19 protein-coding genes are annotated in these 18,446 nt (G+C 67.1%); 5 read left to right on the top strand and 14 right to left on the bottom strand.

The features are described 5' to 3' along the window. A partial coding sequence (locus Q0Q02_RS19710) for a bifunctional diguanylate cyclase/phosphodiesterase (protein ID WP_293811969.1) occupies positions 1-1,074 on the top strand: 1,074 nt, incomplete at its 5' end. A 30-nt stretch (positions 1,075-1,104) separates the two neighbouring features. Here Q0Q02_RS19710 and Q0Q02_RS19705 read toward each other — a convergent pair. Continuing rightward, positions 1,105-1,704, bottom strand: a complete 600-nt coding sequence (locus Q0Q02_RS19705) for an exopolysaccharide biosynthesis protein (RefSeq protein WP_293811967.1) — start codon at positions 1,702-1,704, stop codon at positions 1,105-1,107. A 119-nt stretch (positions 1,705-1,823) separates the two neighbouring features. Beyond that, positions 1,824-2,093 carry an usg protein gene (locus Q0Q02_RS19700; RefSeq protein WP_293811965.1) on the bottom strand — a complete coding sequence of 90 codons (270 nt, stop codon included), beginning with the start codon at positions 2,091-2,093 and terminating at the stop codon, positions 1,824-1,826. Between the two features lie 159 nt (positions 2,094-2,252). On the opposite strand from Q0Q02_RS19700, the gene bcsS reads away from it, so the two are divergent. Then, positions 2,253-2,984, top strand: coding sequence for a cellulose biosynthesis protein BcsS (gene bcsS, locus Q0Q02_RS19695; protein ID WP_293811963.1), 732 nt, complete (start codon positions 2,253-2,255; stop codon positions 2,982-2,984). Between the two features lie 142 nt (positions 2,985-3,126). On the opposite strand, the gene Q0Q02_RS19690 is transcribed toward bcsS, so the two are convergent. The 10 genes from Q0Q02_RS19690 to Q0Q02_RS19645 all read right to left on the bottom strand — a co-directional run bounded on the left by Q0Q02_RS19690 (position 3,127) and on the right by Q0Q02_RS19645 (position 13,505). Then, positions 3,127-4,728, bottom strand: a complete 1,602-nt coding sequence (locus Q0Q02_RS19690) for a molybdopterin-binding/glycosyltransferase family 2 protein (protein ID WP_293811961.1) — start codon at positions 4,726-4,728, stop codon at positions 3,127-3,129. A gap of 9 nt (positions 4,729-4,737) precedes the next feature. Next, complete coding sequence (locus Q0Q02_RS19685; protein WP_293811960.1) at positions 4,738-5,430, bottom strand: XdhC family protein; 693 nt, start codon at positions 5,428-5,430, stop codon at positions 4,738-4,740. Between the two features lie 3 nt (positions 5,431-5,433). Continuing rightward, positions 5,434-6,063 (bottom strand): LysE family translocator, encoded by a 630-nt coding sequence (locus tag Q0Q02_RS19680; RefSeq protein WP_293811959.1) that lies wholly within the window; start codon positions 6,061-6,063, stop codon positions 5,434-5,436. 1 nt (position 6,064) lies between these two features. Next, positions 6,065-6,388 carry an XdhC family protein gene (locus tag Q0Q02_RS19675; protein WP_047574650.1) on the bottom strand — a complete coding sequence of 108 codons (324 nt, stop codon included), beginning with the start codon at positions 6,386-6,388 and terminating at the stop codon, positions 6,065-6,067. 197 nt (positions 6,389-6,585) lie between these two features. Then, on the bottom strand, positions 6,586-7,785 hold the full coding sequence (locus tag Q0Q02_RS19670; RefSeq protein WP_293811956.1) for a VWA domain-containing protein: 1,200 nt from the start codon (positions 7,783-7,785) through the stop codon (positions 6,586-6,588). Positions 7,786-7,927: 142 nt separating this feature from the next. Beyond that, positions 7,928-8,305: a nuclear transport factor 2 family protein gene (locus tag Q0Q02_RS19665; protein ID WP_293811954.1), complete on the bottom strand. Its 378-nt coding sequence runs from the start codon at positions 8,303-8,305 to the stop codon at positions 7,928-7,930. Between the two features lie 33 nt (positions 8,306-8,338). Then, the gene (locus tag Q0Q02_RS19660; protein ID WP_293811952.1) at positions 8,339-9,253 is read right to left on the bottom strand and encodes a MoxR family ATPase; all 915 of its coding nucleotides are present in this window, start codon (positions 9,251-9,253) and stop codon (positions 8,339-8,341) included. 247 nt (positions 9,254-9,500) lie between these two features. Then, the gene (locus Q0Q02_RS19655; RefSeq protein ID WP_293811950.1) at positions 9,501-10,304 is read right to left on the bottom strand and encodes a xanthine dehydrogenase family protein subunit M; all 804 of its coding nucleotides are present in this window, start codon (positions 10,302-10,304) and stop codon (positions 9,501-9,503) included. A gap of 137 nt (positions 10,305-10,441) precedes the next feature. Continuing rightward, positions 10,442-12,805 carry a xanthine dehydrogenase family protein molybdopterin-binding subunit gene (locus Q0Q02_RS19650; RefSeq protein WP_293811949.1) on the bottom strand — a complete coding sequence of 788 codons (2,364 nt, stop codon included), beginning with the start codon at positions 12,803-12,805 and terminating at the stop codon, positions 10,442-10,444. A 199-nt stretch (positions 12,806-13,004) separates the two neighbouring features. After that, positions 13,005-13,505: a (2Fe-2S)-binding protein gene (locus Q0Q02_RS19645; protein ID WP_293811947.1), complete on the bottom strand. Its 501-nt coding sequence runs from the start codon at positions 13,503-13,505 to the stop codon at positions 13,005-13,007. Positions 13,506-13,791: 286 nt separating this feature from the next. On the opposite strand from Q0Q02_RS19645, the gene Q0Q02_RS19640 reads away from it, so the two are divergent. Then, a complete protein-coding gene (locus Q0Q02_RS19640) occupies positions 13,792-15,147 on the top strand; it encodes a methyl-accepting chemotaxis protein (RefSeq protein ID WP_293811945.1) in 1,356 nt (451 codons plus the stop codon). 164 nt (positions 15,148-15,311) lie between these two features. Here the strand turns inward: Q0Q02_RS19640 and Q0Q02_RS19635 are convergent, their stop codons facing one another. Next, complete coding sequence (locus tag Q0Q02_RS19635; protein WP_293811944.1) at positions 15,312-15,764, bottom strand: CoxG family protein; 453 nt, start codon at positions 15,762-15,764, stop codon at positions 15,312-15,314. Between the two features lie 147 nt (positions 15,765-15,911). On the opposite strand from Q0Q02_RS19635, the gene Q0Q02_RS19630 reads away from it, so the two are divergent. Next, on the top strand, positions 15,912-17,171 hold the full coding sequence (locus Q0Q02_RS19630; RefSeq protein WP_293811942.1) for an aconitase X catalytic domain-containing protein: 1,260 nt from the start codon (positions 15,912-15,914) through the stop codon (positions 17,169-17,171). Next, positions 17,162-17,578 carry a DUF126 domain-containing protein gene (locus Q0Q02_RS19625; RefSeq protein ID WP_293811940.1) on the top strand — a complete coding sequence of 139 codons (417 nt, stop codon included), beginning with the start codon at positions 17,162-17,164 and terminating at the stop codon, positions 17,576-17,578. The genes Q0Q02_RS19630 and Q0Q02_RS19625 overlap by 10 nt, the downstream gene beginning before the upstream one ends. Before the next feature lie 9 nt (positions 17,579-17,587). Here the strand turns inward: Q0Q02_RS19625 and Q0Q02_RS19620 are convergent, their stop codons facing one another. Beyond that, on the bottom strand, positions 17,588-18,214 hold the full coding sequence (locus Q0Q02_RS19620; protein WP_293811938.1) for a flavin reductase family protein: 627 nt from the start codon (positions 18,212-18,214) through the stop codon (positions 17,588-17,590). Positions 18,215-18,446: the final 232 nt, after the last annotated feature.

Here is an 18,446-nt window from a genome sequence, read left to right as displayed (position 1 = left end):
ACGGTCGCGCGGCTCGGCGGCGACGAGTTCGGCATCATCCAGACGCATTCCGCGACGCCGGCCGGCTGCGCCGCGCTCGGCGAGCGCATTCTCGCCAGCCTGACCGAGCCCTTCACCATCACCGGCGCCGAGGTCACCATCGGCTCCTCGATCGGCATCGCCATGGCGCCGCGCGACGGCACCAGCCGCGAAGCCCTGCTCAAGCTAGCCGATACCGCGCTCTACGAGGCCAAGAACAGCGGTCGCAACCGCTACGCCTTCTTCGAGTCACAAATGAACCGCTCGATGCAGCTGAAGCGCATGGTCGAGGACGACCTGCGCCACGCCATCGATAACGACCAGCTCATGCTGCATTACCAGCCGCAGGTCTCCGTCGACGGCTCGACCATCGTCGGCGTCGAGGCCCTTGTCCGCTGGCAGCACCCGGCCCATGGCATGATCCCGCCCTCGGACTTCATTGCCATCGCCGAGGAGCGCGGATTGATCGTGCCGCTCAGCGAATGGGTGCTCCGGCGCGCCTGCACCGAGGCCAAGCGCTGGAAGGGCATCCGCCTCGCGGTCAACGTCTCGCCAATCCAGTTCCGCCACAAGGACTTCGTCGCCAACGTTATCCGCACCATCGAGGAAACGGATTTCGACCCGGCCCAGCTCGAGCTCGAACTGACCGAAGGCGTGCTGATCGAGGATGCCGACGCCGCCGAAGCCGCGATGATGGATATCCGGGCCCATGGCGTCGGCCTCGCGCTCGACGATTTCGGCACCGGCTATTCGAGCTTGATCTATCTGCGGCGCTTCGCCTTCGACAAGATCAAGATCGACCGTTCCTTCCTCGAATATATGGAAGCGACGGGCGAATCCGCGATCCTGGTCCATTCGATGGCCCATCTCGGGCGCGCGCTCGGCCTGCGCGTTTGTGCGGAGGGCGTCGAGACCGCCGAGCAGCACCGCTTCCTGCAGGCGATCGGCTGCCACGAATTGCAGGGCTTCCTCTTCTCCAAGGCGGTGCCAGCGACGGAGATCGACCGCCTGCTGCGCCTGGACAATCCCTTCGCCGAAATCCTCGCCGCCGCCTGACGACCCACGAGCCGGACGGGCGGCGGACCTCTAGAAGAACAGCTCGTGGATGCCGCTGAAGATCGCGTAGGCAAAGCCCGCGCTGAGCAGCAGGCCGGCGGCGCCGACCACAGCGCCGATGATGATCAGCACTCCATCGCGCTCCACGAGCCCGAGCCCGACAAGGCAGACCGCAAGCCCGAGCGGGATCTGGCCGATGAAGGGCGCGGCCACGATCAGGCCAAGCGCCAGGATCAGGATCACCAGCCCCAGCACGGGAATGGCCCAGGCTCCGCCCAGCATCGTCAGGCGCGGCTGCGAGAAACGCTCGAGCCAGGTCAGCGCCGGCAGCGCCCGCGCCACCGCCCGGTTGAGCTCGAGCTTACCGATGCTGCGCTTGAGCAACGCCTGCGGCAGCCACGGCATCCGCCGCCCCGTCAGCATCTGCACCGCGACGAAGGCGAGCACCAATCCGCAAACCAGCGGGATCGGCGGCGGCATCGGCAGGCAGTTGGGCAGGCCGAGCAGGACGACGAGCAGCGCATAGGCCCTGTCCTGCAATGCGGCGATAATCGTGCCGACGGCGATGCGCTCCCCGGGCAGACCCGCCAGCGCCGTCAGAAGTCCGGATGTACGCAGAGGAGATGACAAAGGAACAGGCCGTGCCGAAGCGGAAGCGCCCGCCTAGCACGGCCGGACACCGGCCAACAAGCGAGCCCCACGCAGGCTTTCAATGCCCCTGGCTCAGGGCCGGCAATCCCGCGAAGCGCTCAATGCAAGGTCAGTACGCCGTTCACGGTGCGGATTTCCGCGGGCCTGATCAGGCGCGAGTGAGCGATCGTAACGGAATGAAGCGGCCCCTCCAGTTCGCGCTTCCAGAAGTCGAGGAAATCCTGGAGGACAGGGAAGCGCGGCGCCAGATCGTATTGCTGCCAGATATAGGTTTGCAGGACGCTGAGATGATCCGGCATCCGGTAGAGGATCGTCGCCGTGGTCAGCCCATAGCCTTCAAGTTGCCGCATGAAATCGGTCGAAACCATCGCCACCTCCCCTCCGCTAAGGACTGAAAGCTTTGCCGGATAGATCGAGCCTGCTCCCGTCTGGTTAACAAAAGCTTGCCAGTCTACTGCCAAACTGCTGCAATCCTGAGGCAGGCTGCCGAATAGGCAGCCTGCGCGATAGCGGGCGTGGGGGCTTGCGTGGCGTACCGGGTGGGCAAGGCCGGACTGGCCGGGCTGGCGATGAGTCTCGCCGCCTCCCCGATTTCTGCCGCCGGCGCGGAGGAGGAAGAAGCCGAGCGCAGCCCGCTCTCGATGGTGATTTTCGGTTCCATGGAAGCCGGGCCGACCAAGACCTTCCTCTCCGTCGGAATGAAGCGCTCCATCGGTGGCGGCCTCGCCGAAAGCGGCTTCCGCTTTTTCGTCAAGGCCGGCGGCTCGCAGGAACAGACCCGCCGCCACCGGCCGCATGGCGTGACCTACAAGGCTGAATCGCAGGCGCTGCTCGGCTACGAATGGCGCATCGGCGACAGCTTCCTCGCGCTCTATGCCGGTTCGGATAGCGAGAGCGAGCAGCGGATCGAGTCTTTCGGGCCCTCCTTCGTCGGCACCCGTTACGGTGCCAGGGTGCAGGCGGATCTCTGGATCGTCCCCACCTCCGGGATGGTCGTCCAGGCGAATGGCTACCTATCCTCGGTGAACGGGCGCGTCTGGGGACGGGTCGCGCCGGGCTGGCAGATCCCGGCAGGCTTCTATCTCGGGCCGGAAATCGAAGCCTATCGTGAGCGTGATTACCGCAAGCTGCGGCTCGGCCTGCATCTCACCGGGTTGCGCCTCCTCGGCCTGGAATGGCGCCTCTCCGGCGGCTGGCAGAAGACGAGCGACCGGCCCTCCGAATATTACGGAACGCTCGGGCTCCACTGGCTGCGCTGAAGCACAGAACTCCCTCCGTCATTGCGAGCGTAGCGAAGCAATCCAGGGGGGCATAGAGCGCTGCCGCCCCTGGATTGCTTCGTCGCTTCACTCCTCGCAATGACGGGCGGCGGTTGGAAAGCTATCCCACAGCGCCGCGCTCTCAGCCCCGCAACGCCTTCAAAGCCTCCGGCGTGTCGACATCGATCGCGATGGCCGGGTCCTCGAAGGCGACCTCGACAACGCGCTCCCCGGCTTCGTCGAGCAATCGCCGCGCGCCGCGGTCGCCGCTCAGCAGCGACACCGCGGGAAAGATCGCCCGCGTCAGCAGCACCGGGTTGCCGCGCTGGCCGAACAGGGTCGGTACGGCCGCGAGCGCCTCGGGCTGCGTGCGATGTGCCTGCGCCAGGCGCTCGATCACCGCAGGCGTGACATTCGGCATGTCGCCGAGCGAGATCACCGCCGCCGTCACCTCCGGCGAGAGTGCCGCGACTCCGGCCTTGAGCGAGCCGGCGAGGCCTGACGCATAATCGGGGTTATGGACGAGACGGAGCGGCAAATCGGACAACGCCGCCTCGACCTCGGCGCGCTGATGGCCGGTCACGACGATGACGGGGCTCAAGCCCGCTTCCAGTTGCGCCTCGACGGCATGGCGCAGGATCGGCTTGCCGCGCAGGGGTTGCAGCAGCTTGTTCTCCGCGCCCATCCGTGTCGACTGCCCGGCCGCCAGCACGATCCCCGCGAGCGGACCGCTATCCGGCGCCCCCGGAGCACGCGGCTGCGGCCGCGAGACGATCTCCATCAACAGGCCGCCAACGCCCATCTTCTGGGCGTCACGACGCCCGACGGGGACACCGGCGAGATAACGCTGCAAAACCCAGTCGAAGCTGTTCTCCTTCGGCGAGCGGGCGCAGCCCGGCGCGCCGATCACCGGCTTGCCGGCAATGCGGCCGAGCATCAGCAGGTTGCCGGGATCGACCGGCATGCCGAGGTGTTCGACCTCGCCCCCCGCTTCCACCAGCGCCTGCGGGATCACGTCGCGCCTGTCGGTGATGGCCGATGCGCCGAAGACGACGATGATATCCGCCTTCCCCGCCGCCTGCTCGGCGATGGCGGCGGCCAATGGTTCGGCTTCATGCGGCACACGCTTGTCCGCGGCCAGCAGCGCCTCCGCCGGCTCCAGCCGGTCACGCATGATCCGAAGCGTCTTGTCGACCACGCTCGGCTTCAGGCCCGGCAGCAGCGTCGAGATCACCGCCACGCTCGACGGCCGATAGGCTGCTACCGAAACCGGCGCGGCCTGGCCCAGCGCGGCGAGCGCCTGCTCCACCAGCGCTTGCGGCACCGCATAGGGGATGATCTTCACGGTGGCGACGAGCTCGCCCGCAACGACCGCCTTGAGCGCAGGCAAGGTCGCGACGGTGATCGCCTCGTCCACTGCATTGAAGGCGTCGATCGCCGCGACATCGATGCGCAGCACGCCTGCCTGCGTGGCGAACAGGTTGACCCGTCCGGTGAAGGGCGCCTCCGCCACGATAGCCTCGCCGACCATCCGCCCGGCCAGGCGCTCCGCCGCAGCGTTCTCGTCGATATCGCCGGGTTCCAGCCGGACCGCGACGATCTCGGTGACGCCGGCTGCCGCAAGCTTGGCGGCCAGATCGACTGTCAGGGTCGCCCCCTTCTTCACGATGGTTCCATCGGCGCGGATGGTATGCGCCGCAATGCTGCCGACAGCGTCGGCGATGGCAACCGGTCCGAATTTCATTATCCGCCCTCAGGCCGGCTTGCGGCGCGGGCCGCGCAGCGTCTGGACGATCTCGGCCAGGATCGCGAGCGCGATCTCGGCCGGCGAGACCGCACCGATATCGAGTCCGATCGGCGCATGGATGCGGTCCGTCGTCGTAGCGTCGAAGCCGGCTTCCGCCAATCGCTCCAGCCGCCGGCCATGTGTCTTCCGGCTGCCGAGCGCGCCGACATAGAAGCAATCCGAGCGCAAAGCCGCGACGAGGCCGGGATCGTCGATCTTCGGGTCATGCGTCAGCGCCACGAAGGCGGTGTAGGCATCGAGCCCGATCCGGCCGATCGCCTCCTCCGGCCATTCGGCCAGCAGCGTCACCTCGGGGAAGCGCTCCGGCGTCGCGAAGGCGGTGCGTGGATCGATCACCACGAGATCGAGGTCGAGCGCCCGTGCCATCGGCGCCATCGCCTGCGAGATATGGACGGCGCCGGTCACGACCACGCGCGGATGCGGCGCCTGCACGGTCAGGAAATAGGATGTGCCGTCCGCCTCGACCATGCCGCTCTTGCCTGAGCGCAATTGCCGCTCCAGCAGCTCGGCCAGCGGGTCGGCCGCGATCGCAACCTGCTTCACCAGCCTTTGCGTGCCGCCGGCGAGATCGCTGACCAGCACGGCCGCGCGGCGTGCCTGCCGTTCGGCATTGAGCGCGGCGAGGGTCGAGAGTTCCACCGCTCAGCCCCTGTCCGTCGCGAGCTTGAGGCCCAGCGCAATCATCAGCGAGCCGCCGATCCAGCGCCCGAAGGCGAAGCTCGCCCTGGTCTTCTTCATCGCGCCGACAACGAGCGAGGCGCCGAAGACGGTGACGAGATCTGCCGAGGAGAAGGCGAAATTCACGACCGTGCCGAGGATGAGGAACTGCACCCAGACCGGCAGCGAGGCTGCCGGATCGACGAACTGCGGCAGCAAAGCGATGAAGAACAGCGCGACCTTGGGGTTCAGGATCTCGACGATGAAGGAATCAAGCAGCGCGCGCTTCACCGTCTTCGGCGGCGCGACCGGCTGGTCGGGCGAGCCCATGCGCGAGCGGATCATGCCGATGCCAATCCAAATCAGGTAGAGCGCGCCCGCGATCTTCACGGCCATGTAGAGTTCCGGCACATGTTTGAATACGGCCGAAAGCCCGAAGGCGGCGGCGAAGACATGCAGGTAGCAGCCAAGATGGATGCCGAGCATCGCCATCAGCCCGGCCTTGCGGCCATGGCTGATCGTCTGGGCGGCGGTATAGAGCAGCGCCGGCCCCGGAAAATAGGCGACGAGGATGGTCACCGTCGCGAAGGCGACGAGGGTTTCCCAGGAGGCCATCTCAGTTCACCTTCTCGACATAGACCTTGATGCGCCCGCCGCAGGACAGGCCGACCTGCCAGGCGGTCTCGTCGGCGACGCCGAATTCCAGCATGCGCGCCTTGCCGTCAGCGATGACATCGGCGGCCTCGGCCACCACGGCGCCCTCGACACAGCCGCCCGAGACCGAGCCGAGGAAATTCCCCTCCCCGTCGATGACGAGATGGGACCCGACCGGGCGCGGCGCCGAGCCCCAGGTCTCGACCACGGTCGCGATGGCGACGCCGCGGCCGCCACGCGCCCAGTCCTCGGCCGCGCGCAGGATGTCGGTTTCGGTGCTGATCATGGTCGGAGGACCTTGTTAGCTCGCAGGGTAACGCGACCGGCCCCCTCTCCCCCTGCGGGAGAGGGTTGGGGTGAGGGGTCGCGCGACGCTTCTCGATATGTCGAGAGACCCCTCATCCGTCTCGGCTTCGCCGAGCCACCTTCTCCCGCAAGGGGAGAAGGGAGGCGCGCGGGACGGCATTGGACAGGCATCATGCCTCAACCTGCCCGTTTCAACCACAGGCGCGGATCGCTCTCCCGCCCTGCATCCAGCGACAGCGCGGCGCAGAGATCGGCCATCGCCGCGAGGTTGTGGATCGGGCGAAACGTGTCGACATGCGGCAGCATCGCCCGGATGCCGCTCGCCCTAGCCGCGAAGGCCTCGTAGCGCAGCAGCGGGTTGAGCCAGACGAGTTGCCGGCAGGAGCGGTGCAGCCGGTCCATCTCGAAACCGAGGCTGTCATCGAGATGCCGTTCCAGCCCGTCGGTGAAGAGCAGCACGATCGCCCCGCCCGCCAGCACGCGTCGCGACCAGATGCGGTTGAAATCGTGCAGGGCCGTCGCGATGCGCGTGCCGCCCTCCCAGTCCGGGGCGGCCTTGCCGGCAAGCGCCAGCGCGTCGTCAGGGTCGCGCGCCCTGAGCATCCGCGTGACATTGGTCAGGCGTGTGCCGAAGACGAAGGAATGCACGCGCCGGCGCTTCTCGGTCAGCGCATGCAAGAAATGCAGGAAGATGCGGGAATACTCGGCCATCGAGCCGGAGATATCGACCAGCGCCACGACCGGCGGATGCACCTCGCGCCGTTCGCGGAAGGCGAGATCGATCGAACCGCCGCCGCCGCGCAGCGACTGGCGAAACGTCCGGCGCGGATCGATGCGCGTGCCACGATGCGCCGGCCGGAAGCGGCGGGTCACGATGCTGTCGTCGGGCAGCCTGAGCTCGGCGATCAACTGCTTGGCTCGAGCGATTTCGGCCGCGCTCATCTGGGCGAAATCGCGCGATTTCAGCATCTCGCGATCGGAGACGGTGAGCCGCGCCGTCAACTCCGTGAGTTCCTTTGGCGGCTCGTCCTCGCGCGGCGGGGGCGCAAAAGCTTCTGCAACCCGCAGCGCCCCGGCCTCGGCCTTCTCCGGCTGGCTATCGGCACGAGGCGAAACCGGCGACATCTGCGCCATGATCTTCTCGATCAGGTTGCGCCGGCGCCAGAACAGTCGGAAGGCCTGATCGTAGACGGGTGAATCCTCATGTTTCTTCACGAAGATCGCATGCAGCGCCCAGTAGACATCGTCGCGCCCGCCGAGCGCCCCGCCTTCCAGAGCCGCGATCGCCTCGACCACGGCGCCCGGCCCGACCGGAAGCCCCGCCGCGCGCAGCGCGCGGGCGAAATAGGCGACGTTCTCGGCAAGCTTGCCGCTCACAGCTGCCCGCCCCCACAGCCCTCATCCTGAGGAGCCGCGGTACGCGGCGTCTCGAAGGATGCTCCTGGAGGCTCCGGAACCATCTGGACCATCCTTCGAGACGGCCCTGCGGGCCTCCTCAGGATGAGGGCTGAGGATGGGCTCAACCCCGCGTCTCCGTCATGAACACCTTCTGGACGATCTGCCAGCGGCTCTCGATCTTCAGGAGCGAGAGCAGATCGGTGAAATAGCGCGGCGGCATCTGGCACTTCACCTTGACCAGCGCCAGCGTCGGCCCGACGAGATCGATGGTCAGGATATGGTCGTCGCGCTGCAGGCCCGCCGCCTGCGGCGCCGGCCGGTTGCGCACGGCGTCGAGCCAGGCGTCGCGCTGGACGATCTGGATCGCGCCGTCGTCGCGCGCCGTGGTCAGAGCGCTGGTCGGATGGAAGACATGGGCGAGCTTCTCGGCATCGCCCTCATAGAGCCCGTCGAGATAGGTCCGGACCGTCGCCTCGACGGCCTTGATATCCGCGTTCATGGCATCGTCCTCTTGCTTCGCGATGCGTAACGCCTAGCGCCCCGCCTCCGCCTTGGCCCGATCCAGAAGCTCCTTCACCTGCGAGCCCTGCATCGCCTGAATATCGTCCTGATACTTCAGCAACGCGCCCAGCGTATCCGAAACGATGGCTGGATCGAGCGCGACGGCATCGAGTTCGACCAGCGCCGTCGCCCAGTCCAGCGTCTCGGCGACGCCCGGCGCCTTGAACAGCTCCTCCTTGCGGATCGCCTGCACGAAGGCGACGAGCTGCTTCGAGAGCTTGGCCGGAGCATCCGGCACCTTGGCCTTGAGGATCGCCAGCTCGCGGACGGCATCGGGATAGCCGACCCAGTGATACAGGCAGCGGCGCTTCAGCGCGTCATGGATCTCGCGGGTGCGGTTCGAGGTCAGGATCACGATCGGCGGTTCGGCCGCCCGGATCGTGCCAAGCTCGGGGATGGTCACCTGCGCATCGGCCAGCACTTCGAGCAGGAAGGCCTCGAAGGCCTCGTCGGTGCGGTCGAGCTCGTCGATCAGCAGGATCGGCGCCCCGCCCTCCTGCGGCTCCAGCGCCTGCAAGAGCGGCCGCTTCACCAGATATTTCTCGGAGAAGATGTCGCCTTCCAGCCGCTCACGATCACCGGCCGCGCCGCCGGCTTCCGCCAGCCGGATCGTCATCATCTGCCCGGCATAGTTCCACTCGTAGACGGCGGAGGCGAGATCGAGCCCTTCATAGCATTGCAGGCGGATCAGCCGGCGGCCGAGCCCTGCGGCCAGAACCTTGGCGATCTCGGTCTTGCCGGTGCCGGCCTCGCCCTCCAGCAGGAGCGGCCGCTTCATCCGCAGCGCCAGGAACAGCACAGTCGCAAGCGCGCGGTCGGCGACATAGCCCTGCCCTTGCAGGAGCGCGAGCGTGGCATCGATGGAGGAAGGCAATGGACTGGACATCAAGACACACGTCATGCCCGGGCTTGACCCGGGCATCTCTCGGGAATGAGCGATGAGCTAGGCGTGGAAGAGGGCAAAGGGTCAAGTCGACGAAACGCCGGTCCGCTTTGCGCCCCTCTCCACGTCATGGTCGGGCTTGTCCCGACCATCCACGTCTTGATCGATGCCATGCGGTGTTCAAGACGTGGATGCTCGCCACAAGGGCGAGCATGACGGTCGGAAGAGAACAAAGACGGCAGCCCCTCGCCTACTTCCCCGTCGCCTGCGCCACGGCCTGCTTGGCCATCACGCCGATCAGATGGGCGCGGTACTCGGCATCGGCATGGATATCGCCATTGATGCCCTTCGCCGTGTGCTTCAGCCCGTCGAGCGATTTCGACGCGAAGCGCGCCTTCAGCGCCGCTTCCGCTTCCGGCCAGCGGAAGACGCCGCCCTCGCCCGCTCCGGTCACCGTGACGCGGATATCGCTGCCCCGCTTGGCGACGAAGACGCCGACCATGGCATAGCGCGAGGCCGGGTTGCGGAACTTGGCATAGCCCGCCTTCGAGACCAGCGGGAACGAGACCTTGGTGATGATCTCGCCTTCCTCCAGCGCCGTCTCGTAGAGCCCGGTGAAGAACTCCTCCGCCGTCAGCTTGCGCTTGTTGGTGATGACGGTGGCGCCGAGCGCCAGCAGCGCCGCCGGATAATCCGCCGCCGGGTCGTTGTTGGCAACCGAGCCGCCGATCGTGCCGCGATGACGCACATGCGGATCGCCGATGCTGCCGGCGAGGAAGGCCAGCGCGGGGATCGCCTCCTGCACCTCGGCGTTAGCCGCGACCTCGGCATGGGTCGTCATCGCACCGATGACGAGGTTGCGCCCCTTGCGGCTGATGCCTTTCAGGTCGGGGCAGGCGCCGAGATCGACCAGCGCGGTCGGCGAGGCCAGGCGCTGCTTCATCGTCGGCAGCAGGGTGTGGCCGCCGGCCAGGAGCTTGGCGTCCTCCTTCTTGGCGAGCAGCGTCGCCGCCTGCCGGGCGCTGGTGGGCTTGTGATAGGTGAAAGCGTACATGGATATGATCCCTTGCTGAAATCCGCCTCGTCATCCCGGCCGGAGCGAAGCGGAGAGCCGGGATCCATGCCGGAACGGTTCAGGCATGGATCCCGGATCGGCGCTGCTTCGCAGCTTGTCCGGGATGACCGCGAGAGTTACTCCGCAGCCATCCGGTTCACGCTCTTCTGTGCCGCGCGCCACACCGCCTGCGGCGTCGCCGGCATCGCGATGTCCTCATGGCCGAGCGCGTCGGTGATGGCGTTGATCACGGCGGGCGGAGAGGCGATGGCTCCGGCCTCGCCGCAGCCCTTGATGCCCAGCGGGTTCGACGGGCACGGCGTCACGGTCATGCCGACATCGAAGGACGGCAGGTCGTCGGCGCGCGGCATGGTGTAATCCATGAAGCTCGCGGTCACGAGCTGCCCGTCGGCATTGTAGCGCGCGCCTTCCAGCAGAGCCTGACCGACACCCTGCGCGATGCCGCCATGGACCTGCCCCTCGACGATCATCGGGTTGATGACATTGCCGAAATCGTCGACGGCGGCCCAGCGCTCGATCCGGGTCACGCCGGTATCGGGATCGATCTCCACCTCGCAGATATGGACGCCGGCCGGGAAGGTGAAGTTGGTCGGGTCGTAGAACGCGCCCTCCTTCAGCCCCGGCTCCAATTCCTGCCCGTTGAACTTGTGCGCGACATAGGCCTGCAGCGCGCAGGAGCCGAAATCGAGCTTGCGGTCGGTGCCCTTCACCGAGAAATGCCCGTCCGCGAAGTCGATATCGGCCTCGTCGGCCTCCAGCACATGGGCGGCGACCTTCTTGCCCTTGGCGATGACCTTGTCGAGCGCCTTGAAGATCGCGGACATGCCGACCGCGCCGGAGCGCGAGCCATAGGTGCCCATGCCCATCTGCACCTTGTCGGTGTCGCCATGGACGATCGAGACATTGTCGATGGGGATGCCAAGCCTGTCGGAGACAAGCTGGGCGAAGGTCGTCTCATGGCCCTGGCCGTGGCTATGCGAGCCGGTGAGAACCTCGACCGTCCCGACCGGATTGACCCGAACCTCGGCCGATTCCCACAGGCCCACGCCCGCGCCGAGCGATCCCACCGCAGCGGAGGGAGCGATGCCGCAGGCCTCGATATAGGAGGAGAAGCCGATGCCGCGCAGCTTGCCGGCGCGCGCCGAGTCACGCTTGCGCTTGCCCAGCCCCTTGTAGTCGATCATCTCCAGCGCCTTCTTCAGCGAGGCGCCATAATTGCCGGCATCGTACATCATGATGACCGGCGTCTGGTGCGGGAACTTCTTGATGTAGTTCAGCATCCGGAACTTGGCCGGGTCCTTGCCGAGCTGGCGCGCGGTGACCTCGACCAGGCGCTCGACCACAAAGGTCGCCTCCGGCCGCCCGGCGCCGCGATAGGCATCGACCGGCGCGGTGTTGGTGTAGACCGCATCGACCTCGCAATAGATCGCCGGGATGTCGTACTGGCCCGACAGCAGCGGCGCGTAGAGATAGGTCGGCACCGAGGACGAGAAGGTCGAGAGATAGGCGCCGAGATTGGCGGTGGTCTTGACCCGCATGGCGAGGATCTTGCCCTCGGCATCGGTCGCGAGCTCCGCATGGGTAACGTGGTCGCGGCCATGCGCGTCGGAGAGGAAGGCTTCCGTGCGATCGGCCGTCCACTTCACCGGCCGCCCGACCTTCTTCGCCGCCCAGACGCAGACCGTCTCCTCGGCATAGATGAAGATCTTGGAGCCGAAGCCGCCGCCGACATCCGGCGCGATCACCCTGAGCTTGTTCTCAGGCGCGATGCCGATGAAGGCCGAGAGCACGAGCCGCGCGACATGCGGGTTCTGGCTGGTGGTGTAGAGCGTGAAGATGCCCTCGCCCGCGTCGTAGTCGCCGACGGCAGCCCGCGGCTCCATCGCATTCGGCACGAGGCGGTTGTTGACGAGGTCGAGCTTGGTGACGTGCTTGGCCGCCTTGAAAGCCTTCTCGGTCGCGTCCTTGTCGCCGAGATGCCAGTTGAACACGCTGTTGTCAGGCGCCTCGTCATGGACCACGGTCTTGGCGCCGATGGCCTTGGCCGTATCGACCACCGCCGGCAGTTCCTGATAGTCGACTGCGATCGCCTCGGCCGCGTCGCGCGCCTGCGCCAGCGTCTCGGCCACCACCACGGCGACATGGTCGCCGACATAGCGCACCTTGCCCTGGGCCAATGCCGGGTGCGGGCCGGCGCGCATCGGCGAACCGTCCTTGTTGTGGATCATCCAGCCGCAGATCAAACCGCCGATCTTGTCGGTGGCGAGGTCGTCCCCGGTGAAGATGCCGAGCACGCCGGGCATCCCGGCGGCGGCCTTGGTGTCGATCGCCTTGATCTTGGCATGCGCATGCGGCGAGCGCAGGAAATAGGCATGGGCCTGGCCCGGCCGGTTGACGTCGTCGGTATAGCGGCCCTGGCCGGTGATGAAACGGTGATCTTCCTTGCGGCGGACTGCGGCGCCGATTCCCGTGGCGGACATGATGTTCCCTCCTCGCACGGCGCCTCTACCGGGCGCCTCACTGCATGGAACGCATGAAGGACTTGAGCATTTTCGAGCGAAGTGGACACCGGTTCGCGTGAAGAAAATGCGGCAAGACAAGAGACTGGAGCAGTTCCGAAATTCGGAGAATTGAGGACCTGCTCCACTGAGCCCGCACCGCTAGGCGCGGGCGCGGGCCTCATTCGGCGGCCTGGCGGGCCGGCGCGGCGCCCTTGCCCATGGCCTCGGCCCCGGCGGCGATCGCCTTGACGATGTTGTGGTAGCCGGTGCAGCGACAGATATTGCCGTCGAGATCCTCGCGGATCGTCTTCTCGTCGAGGTCGTGGCCGCGGCGGTTCACCATGTCGACGGCGGACATGATCATGCCCGGCGTGCAGAAGCCGCATTGCAGGCCGTGATGCTCGCGAAAAGCCTCCTGCATCGGGTGCAGCTTGTCGCCGCTGGCGAGCCCCTCGATCGTCGTGACCGAAGCGCCGTCCACGGAAACGGCGAGCGTCGTGCAGGATTTCACCGCCTTGCCGTCGAGATGCACGAGGCAGGCACCGCACTGGCTGGTGTCGCAGCCGACATGGGTCCCGGTCAGCCGCAGGTTCTCTCGCAGGAACTGCACCAGAAGGGTGCGCGGGTCGATAGTGGCGGTGACGGCTTTGCCGTTCACCGTCAGCGAAACAGTGGCCATGAGCATATCTCCTGTGACCCGTCTCTGACGCCGGACCATCCCCTCCCTGGGATTGGGCCGGGCTGATGCCGCGGAACGACCGGCCTCATCAGGCAGGCTTTCCTTGGAACAGCTCAAAATCGAATGTGGACCCGCGTTTTTCCGGGGTCAAGCGGAACGACGCTTTCCGAAAGTCCTGATTTTCGCCGAGTTCCGGGAGATTTCGCCTTCCCGGTATTCCCCGGATGCAGATTGGCGAAATCTTAATGAGCCGCTGCCAGACTCCTCGCGTGGCAGGCATCCCCACATGAGCGAATTCGTGCCCCTGATCATGGACCAGATCCAGCGTCGCCTGACGGCGATCGGCTATGGAGAGGCACAGCGCGAGCGCTTGCAGCGCTACCGGCCGCTCGTCGATCGGCTGATCGAGGGACTGGTCCAGGCCGATTTCGATCGAGCCTTCGTCATCCACCCGCCGCTTCGCGAGACGGTGCTTCCGGTGGCCGAGGCGCTCTACCCTGCCGAGGCGGATCACTTCCGTCTGCTGTTCGCAGGCATCTTCGACACGACCTATATCGCCTCGATGGATCGCCTCTGCCAGCTCGAGCGCCAGGCCAATGTCCGCACCCGCGCCCGCGCCTCGGTCGCCTTTTCGCTGGTGCGCGAAATCTGCCTCGCGAACCGCAGGCGCGCCTTCGTCTCGCCCGCGAAATTCGCCGAGGACATCTTCATCATCGAGCGCATCCTGACCTATGACGTCAACACGGCGATGACGATCAACCAGGAGATCGAGGAGAGCGACGCCCGCCGCCGCGCCTCCACCCTCGACGAGGCTGCCGTCCAACTCAGGACGCGCATCGCCAATCTCGACGACACGATCAGCAGCGCCGTCGAGGAATTCGTCGCGACGGCGGATGAAACCGGGCGGACCACCAGCTTCATCAAGGACACCGTCGGGAAGGTGGCGAGCGCCTCGGTCGTCGTGCGCGAAAAGTCACTCCAGACCGCTGCCGCGACCGAGGAGATGTCGGCCAATATCGCCGATATCGGCCAGCGCGCCCGGCAGAGCCTCTCGATCACGCATCGGGCCGTGCTCGATGCCGGCGAGATGAACGAGGCCGTCCTGCGCTTGCGCGAAGCCACCGGCAATATCGGCAAGGTCGTCGGCATGATCGCCGATATCGCCGCGCAGACCAATCTGCTCGCCCTCAACGCCACGATCGAGGCCGCCCGCGCCGGCGAAGCCGGCCGCGGCTTCGCCGTCGTCGCCGCAGAAGTGAAGTCGTTGGCGACCCAGACCGCAAGCGCTACGCAGGACATCGCCGGCCAGATCGCCGAGCTTGCCGAGAGCGCGGAAGCCTGCGGTACCCATGCCGCCGCGATCGCCGCGACCGTCGACGCCATACGCCTCGATTCAGAGGCGATCTCCGAAGCCGTCACCCAGCAGAGCAAGGTCACCGCCACGATCGCGCATGATGCCGCGATGGTCGTCGATAGCTCGGACGCCGCGATCGAAAGCGCCAATGCCGTCAATGGCAGCCTCGACATGACCCAGACAGCACTGGAACGAGCCAACGCGGCCGCCGCCGGCATCGCACGTCAGGTCGGCGCTGCCGAGGCCGCCGTCACCCAGGCGCTTACCACCCTGCGCGAAGCGTCCTGAGACATTCCGCCACCGGCGCCTCGAAACCGCCTCAGCCGTCATTGCGAGCGGAGCGAAGCAATCCAGGGGGACTGGGCGAGCGCTGTTCAGCCCAGCCCCCCTGGATTGCTTCGTCGCTTCGCTCCTCGCAATGACGGCCGGTTCGATAGAGCCAGGCTGTTCGCTCAGCCCTCGCTCACCGCCTTGGCGAAATTGGCGAAGAATTCGTCCGCGAGCTTCTTCGACACCGAATCGATCAGGCGCGAACCGAGCTGCATCAGCTTGCCGCCGACCTGCGCTTCGACCTCGTAGCGCAGCAGGGTCTGGCCGCCTTCAGCATCGCTCAGATGCACCCGCGCCCCGCCCTTGGCAAAGCCGGCGATGCCGCCCTCGCCTTCGCCGGAGATGCGATAGCCGTTCGGCGGATCCAGCTCGCTGAGCTCGACCTTGCCCTTGAAGGTCGCCTTCACCGGGCCGAGCTTGACCTTCACCACGGCGGAGAGATGCGTGTCGTCATCCTTGGTGAGCTGCTCGCAACCCGGGATGCAGGCCTTCAGCACTTCCGGATCGTTCAGCTTGGCCCAGACCACGTCCTTGGCGGCCGGCAATGTCGCCTCGCCGTTCATCGTCATCGCCATGGCGTGTCTCCCGCATCAGGTCACCGCGACACGGGCGATTGCGGCCGGCGCGGTTCGAAGGCTATCCAATTCCCTATCCATGGTCGCAAAGCCCCCGCCTGCACAAGAGGCGCCCGGCCTGGAGCCTGCGCACATCCGGGAGAACCGATGCTCGAGCTCACCCCAGACGAACGCACGATCGCCGGCGGCAGCCTCGGCGAAGGCGCGGCCATGGCGATGCGGATCGTCGCCGAGGCCGCCCGCCTGATGGGCGCGCCGCGCCTCATTCCGATCGCCTCCGCCCATATCGACGGCGCGCTCTATCATGGCGATTCCGGCACGCTCTTCGCGGAGAAGCTGGTCGCGGGCGGCGCTCGCGTCGGCGTGCGCGCCAGCCTGAACGTCGGGTCGCTGGCGCCGGCCGGCTGCGCCGCGATCCGCTTGGCCGCGCACGAGCGCGACATGGCCCGGCGCATGATGCGCGCCTATGAGGCGATGGGCTGCGAGCCGAGCTGGACCTGCGCGCCCTATCAGGCCGGGCACAGGCCCGCGCTGGGCAGCGACGTCGCCTGGGGCGAGTCCAACGCAGTCGTGTTCTGCAACTCGGTGCTCGGCGCCCGGACCAACCGCTATGGCGATTTCCTCGACATCGCCTGCGCCATCGCCGGCCGCGCCCCGGATTACGGCCTGCACCGTCCCGAAAATCGGATCGCGACCTTGCTGATCGATGTCGGTGGCCTCTCCCGCGAACTCCGCACCTCCGATGTGTTCTATCCCGTGCTCGGCACGATCCTGGGCCGCCGGGCCGGCAGCGACGTCGCCGTCATCGACGGTCTGCAAGGCTGCACCACCGAAGACCGGCTCAAGGCGCTCGGCGCGGCCGCTGCCTCGGCCGGCGGCGTCGGGCTCTTCCATGTCGCGGGCGTGACGCCCGAAGCACCTGACGCATCAACGGCTCTGGGCTGCCTCGCACCGCGCGAAATGGTCGCGCTGACACCGGATGATATTGCCGCCGCGCTCGCCCGCCTGTCGACAGCCGGGCAAACCGACCGCATCGACGCCGTCGCGATCGGCTCGCCGCACCTGTCGCTGGCTGAAATCGGCGAACTCGAAGGGTTGATGGCCGGGCGCAGGCTGAAGGTGCCGCTCTACGCCAATACCGGCCGCCATGTCGTCGGCCCTCTCGAAGCGCAAGGCCGGCGCACCGCTCTCGAAGCGGCAGGCGTGGTTTTCGTCGTCGACACCTGCGTCGTCGTCACGCCGATCCTGCCGGAGCTGGAAGGCGCGGTGCTGATGACCAATTCCGGCAAGTTCGCCCATTACGCGCCAGGCAATACCGGTTATGCCGTGACCTATGGCTCGCTCTCGGAATGCGTCGAGAGCGCGGTGGCCGGCCGGCTCGTCAGGGAAACCCGCACATGGAGTTGAAGGCCGAGATCCTCCTGCCCGGCGATGCCCTCACCGGCTCATGCCTGGCGCTGACGGCCCCGATCAGCTTCTGGGGCGGCGTCGATCCCACGAGCGGCACGATCATCGACGCACGCCATCCCGAACGCGGGCAGAACATCGCCGGCCGTATCCTCGCCTTGCCCGGCACGATCGGCTCGTCCTCGGCTTCGGCCGTGCTGCTGGAGCTGGTCCATGCCGGCAAGGCCCCCGCGGCGCTGCTGATGGATGCGCCCGACGCCATCCTGCTGCTCGGCCTCGTCGTCGCCCGCGAGATGGGTTGGCCGACGCCACCGGCCTTCCGCCTGCCGGCCGCCGATCAGAAGGCGCTCGCCGACCGCAGGATCGCGATATCGACAAAGGGTCTGATCAGCACCGACCGAGGCTGAGAGCGGCCCCTAAACCGCGCTGAAACGGCGATGGCGATAGATCAGCCCCGCGCCGCGCCCGGCGCCGCCGAGGCCGGCCACCTCGCCGATCACGATGCGATGGCTGGCGACGTCATGCGTCGCGACCAGGCGGCAGTCGAAGGCCGAGACCGCATCGAGCAGGACCGGCGCCCCGGTGGCAAGCCTGCCCCAGCGGGCGGTGTCGAAGCGCGCCTCGCCCTCGATTCCCCGCCGGCTGGCAAAGATCTCCGCAAGGTCGACCAGTTGCTCCGGCAGCGTGTTGATGCAGAACGCCCCGCTCGCTTCGATCGCCGTCAGCGTGCGGCTGCCCCGGGCGATGCAGACGAGCACCGTGGGCGGAGAATCGGAGACGGAGGCGACGGCCGTCGCCGTCAACCCGATGCGCCCGCCCGGGCCGTCGGCGGTGACAACATGCACCGCGCTCGCGACCTGCGCCATGGCATCGCGGAAAGCGTGAGCGTCCGGGTGGTCCAGCGTCGGCATAGGATGAACGGTCTTCGTCATCGGCTCGATCGGTTCGATGTCCCGGGTCCCGCGGAACAGCTGTCCATGTAGAGACTTGAGGTCGCCGGCGCCAGCCGTGGCGGGACCGGCGGCTCGCTCCTGCGTGCCCATGGATATAGCAGCAAGCCCTGCCTCTTCCGTTAACGGGATCGCAGAGACCGCGGGTGATCGCGCAACGGCTTGATATCCAGATGGCCATCCAGCAGGCTTGGACAATGTCGGCCGCCAGCGGCCCGGCCGGAGCCTGATCGGGACGACCGGCGAGCCGGCGCCCCGACCGAGGAGACCCCGATGGCCTTCACCTGCACGATTCCCGCAACGCCGACCGTCCAGCAGGACGACG

The sequence above is a fragment of the uncultured Allobosea sp. genome, from assembly GCF_945956895.1.
Lineage (GTDB): Bacteria > Pseudomonadota > Alphaproteobacteria > Rhizobiales > Beijerinckiaceae > Allobosea.
This window is presented reverse-complemented; position numbering and strand designations above follow the sequence as displayed.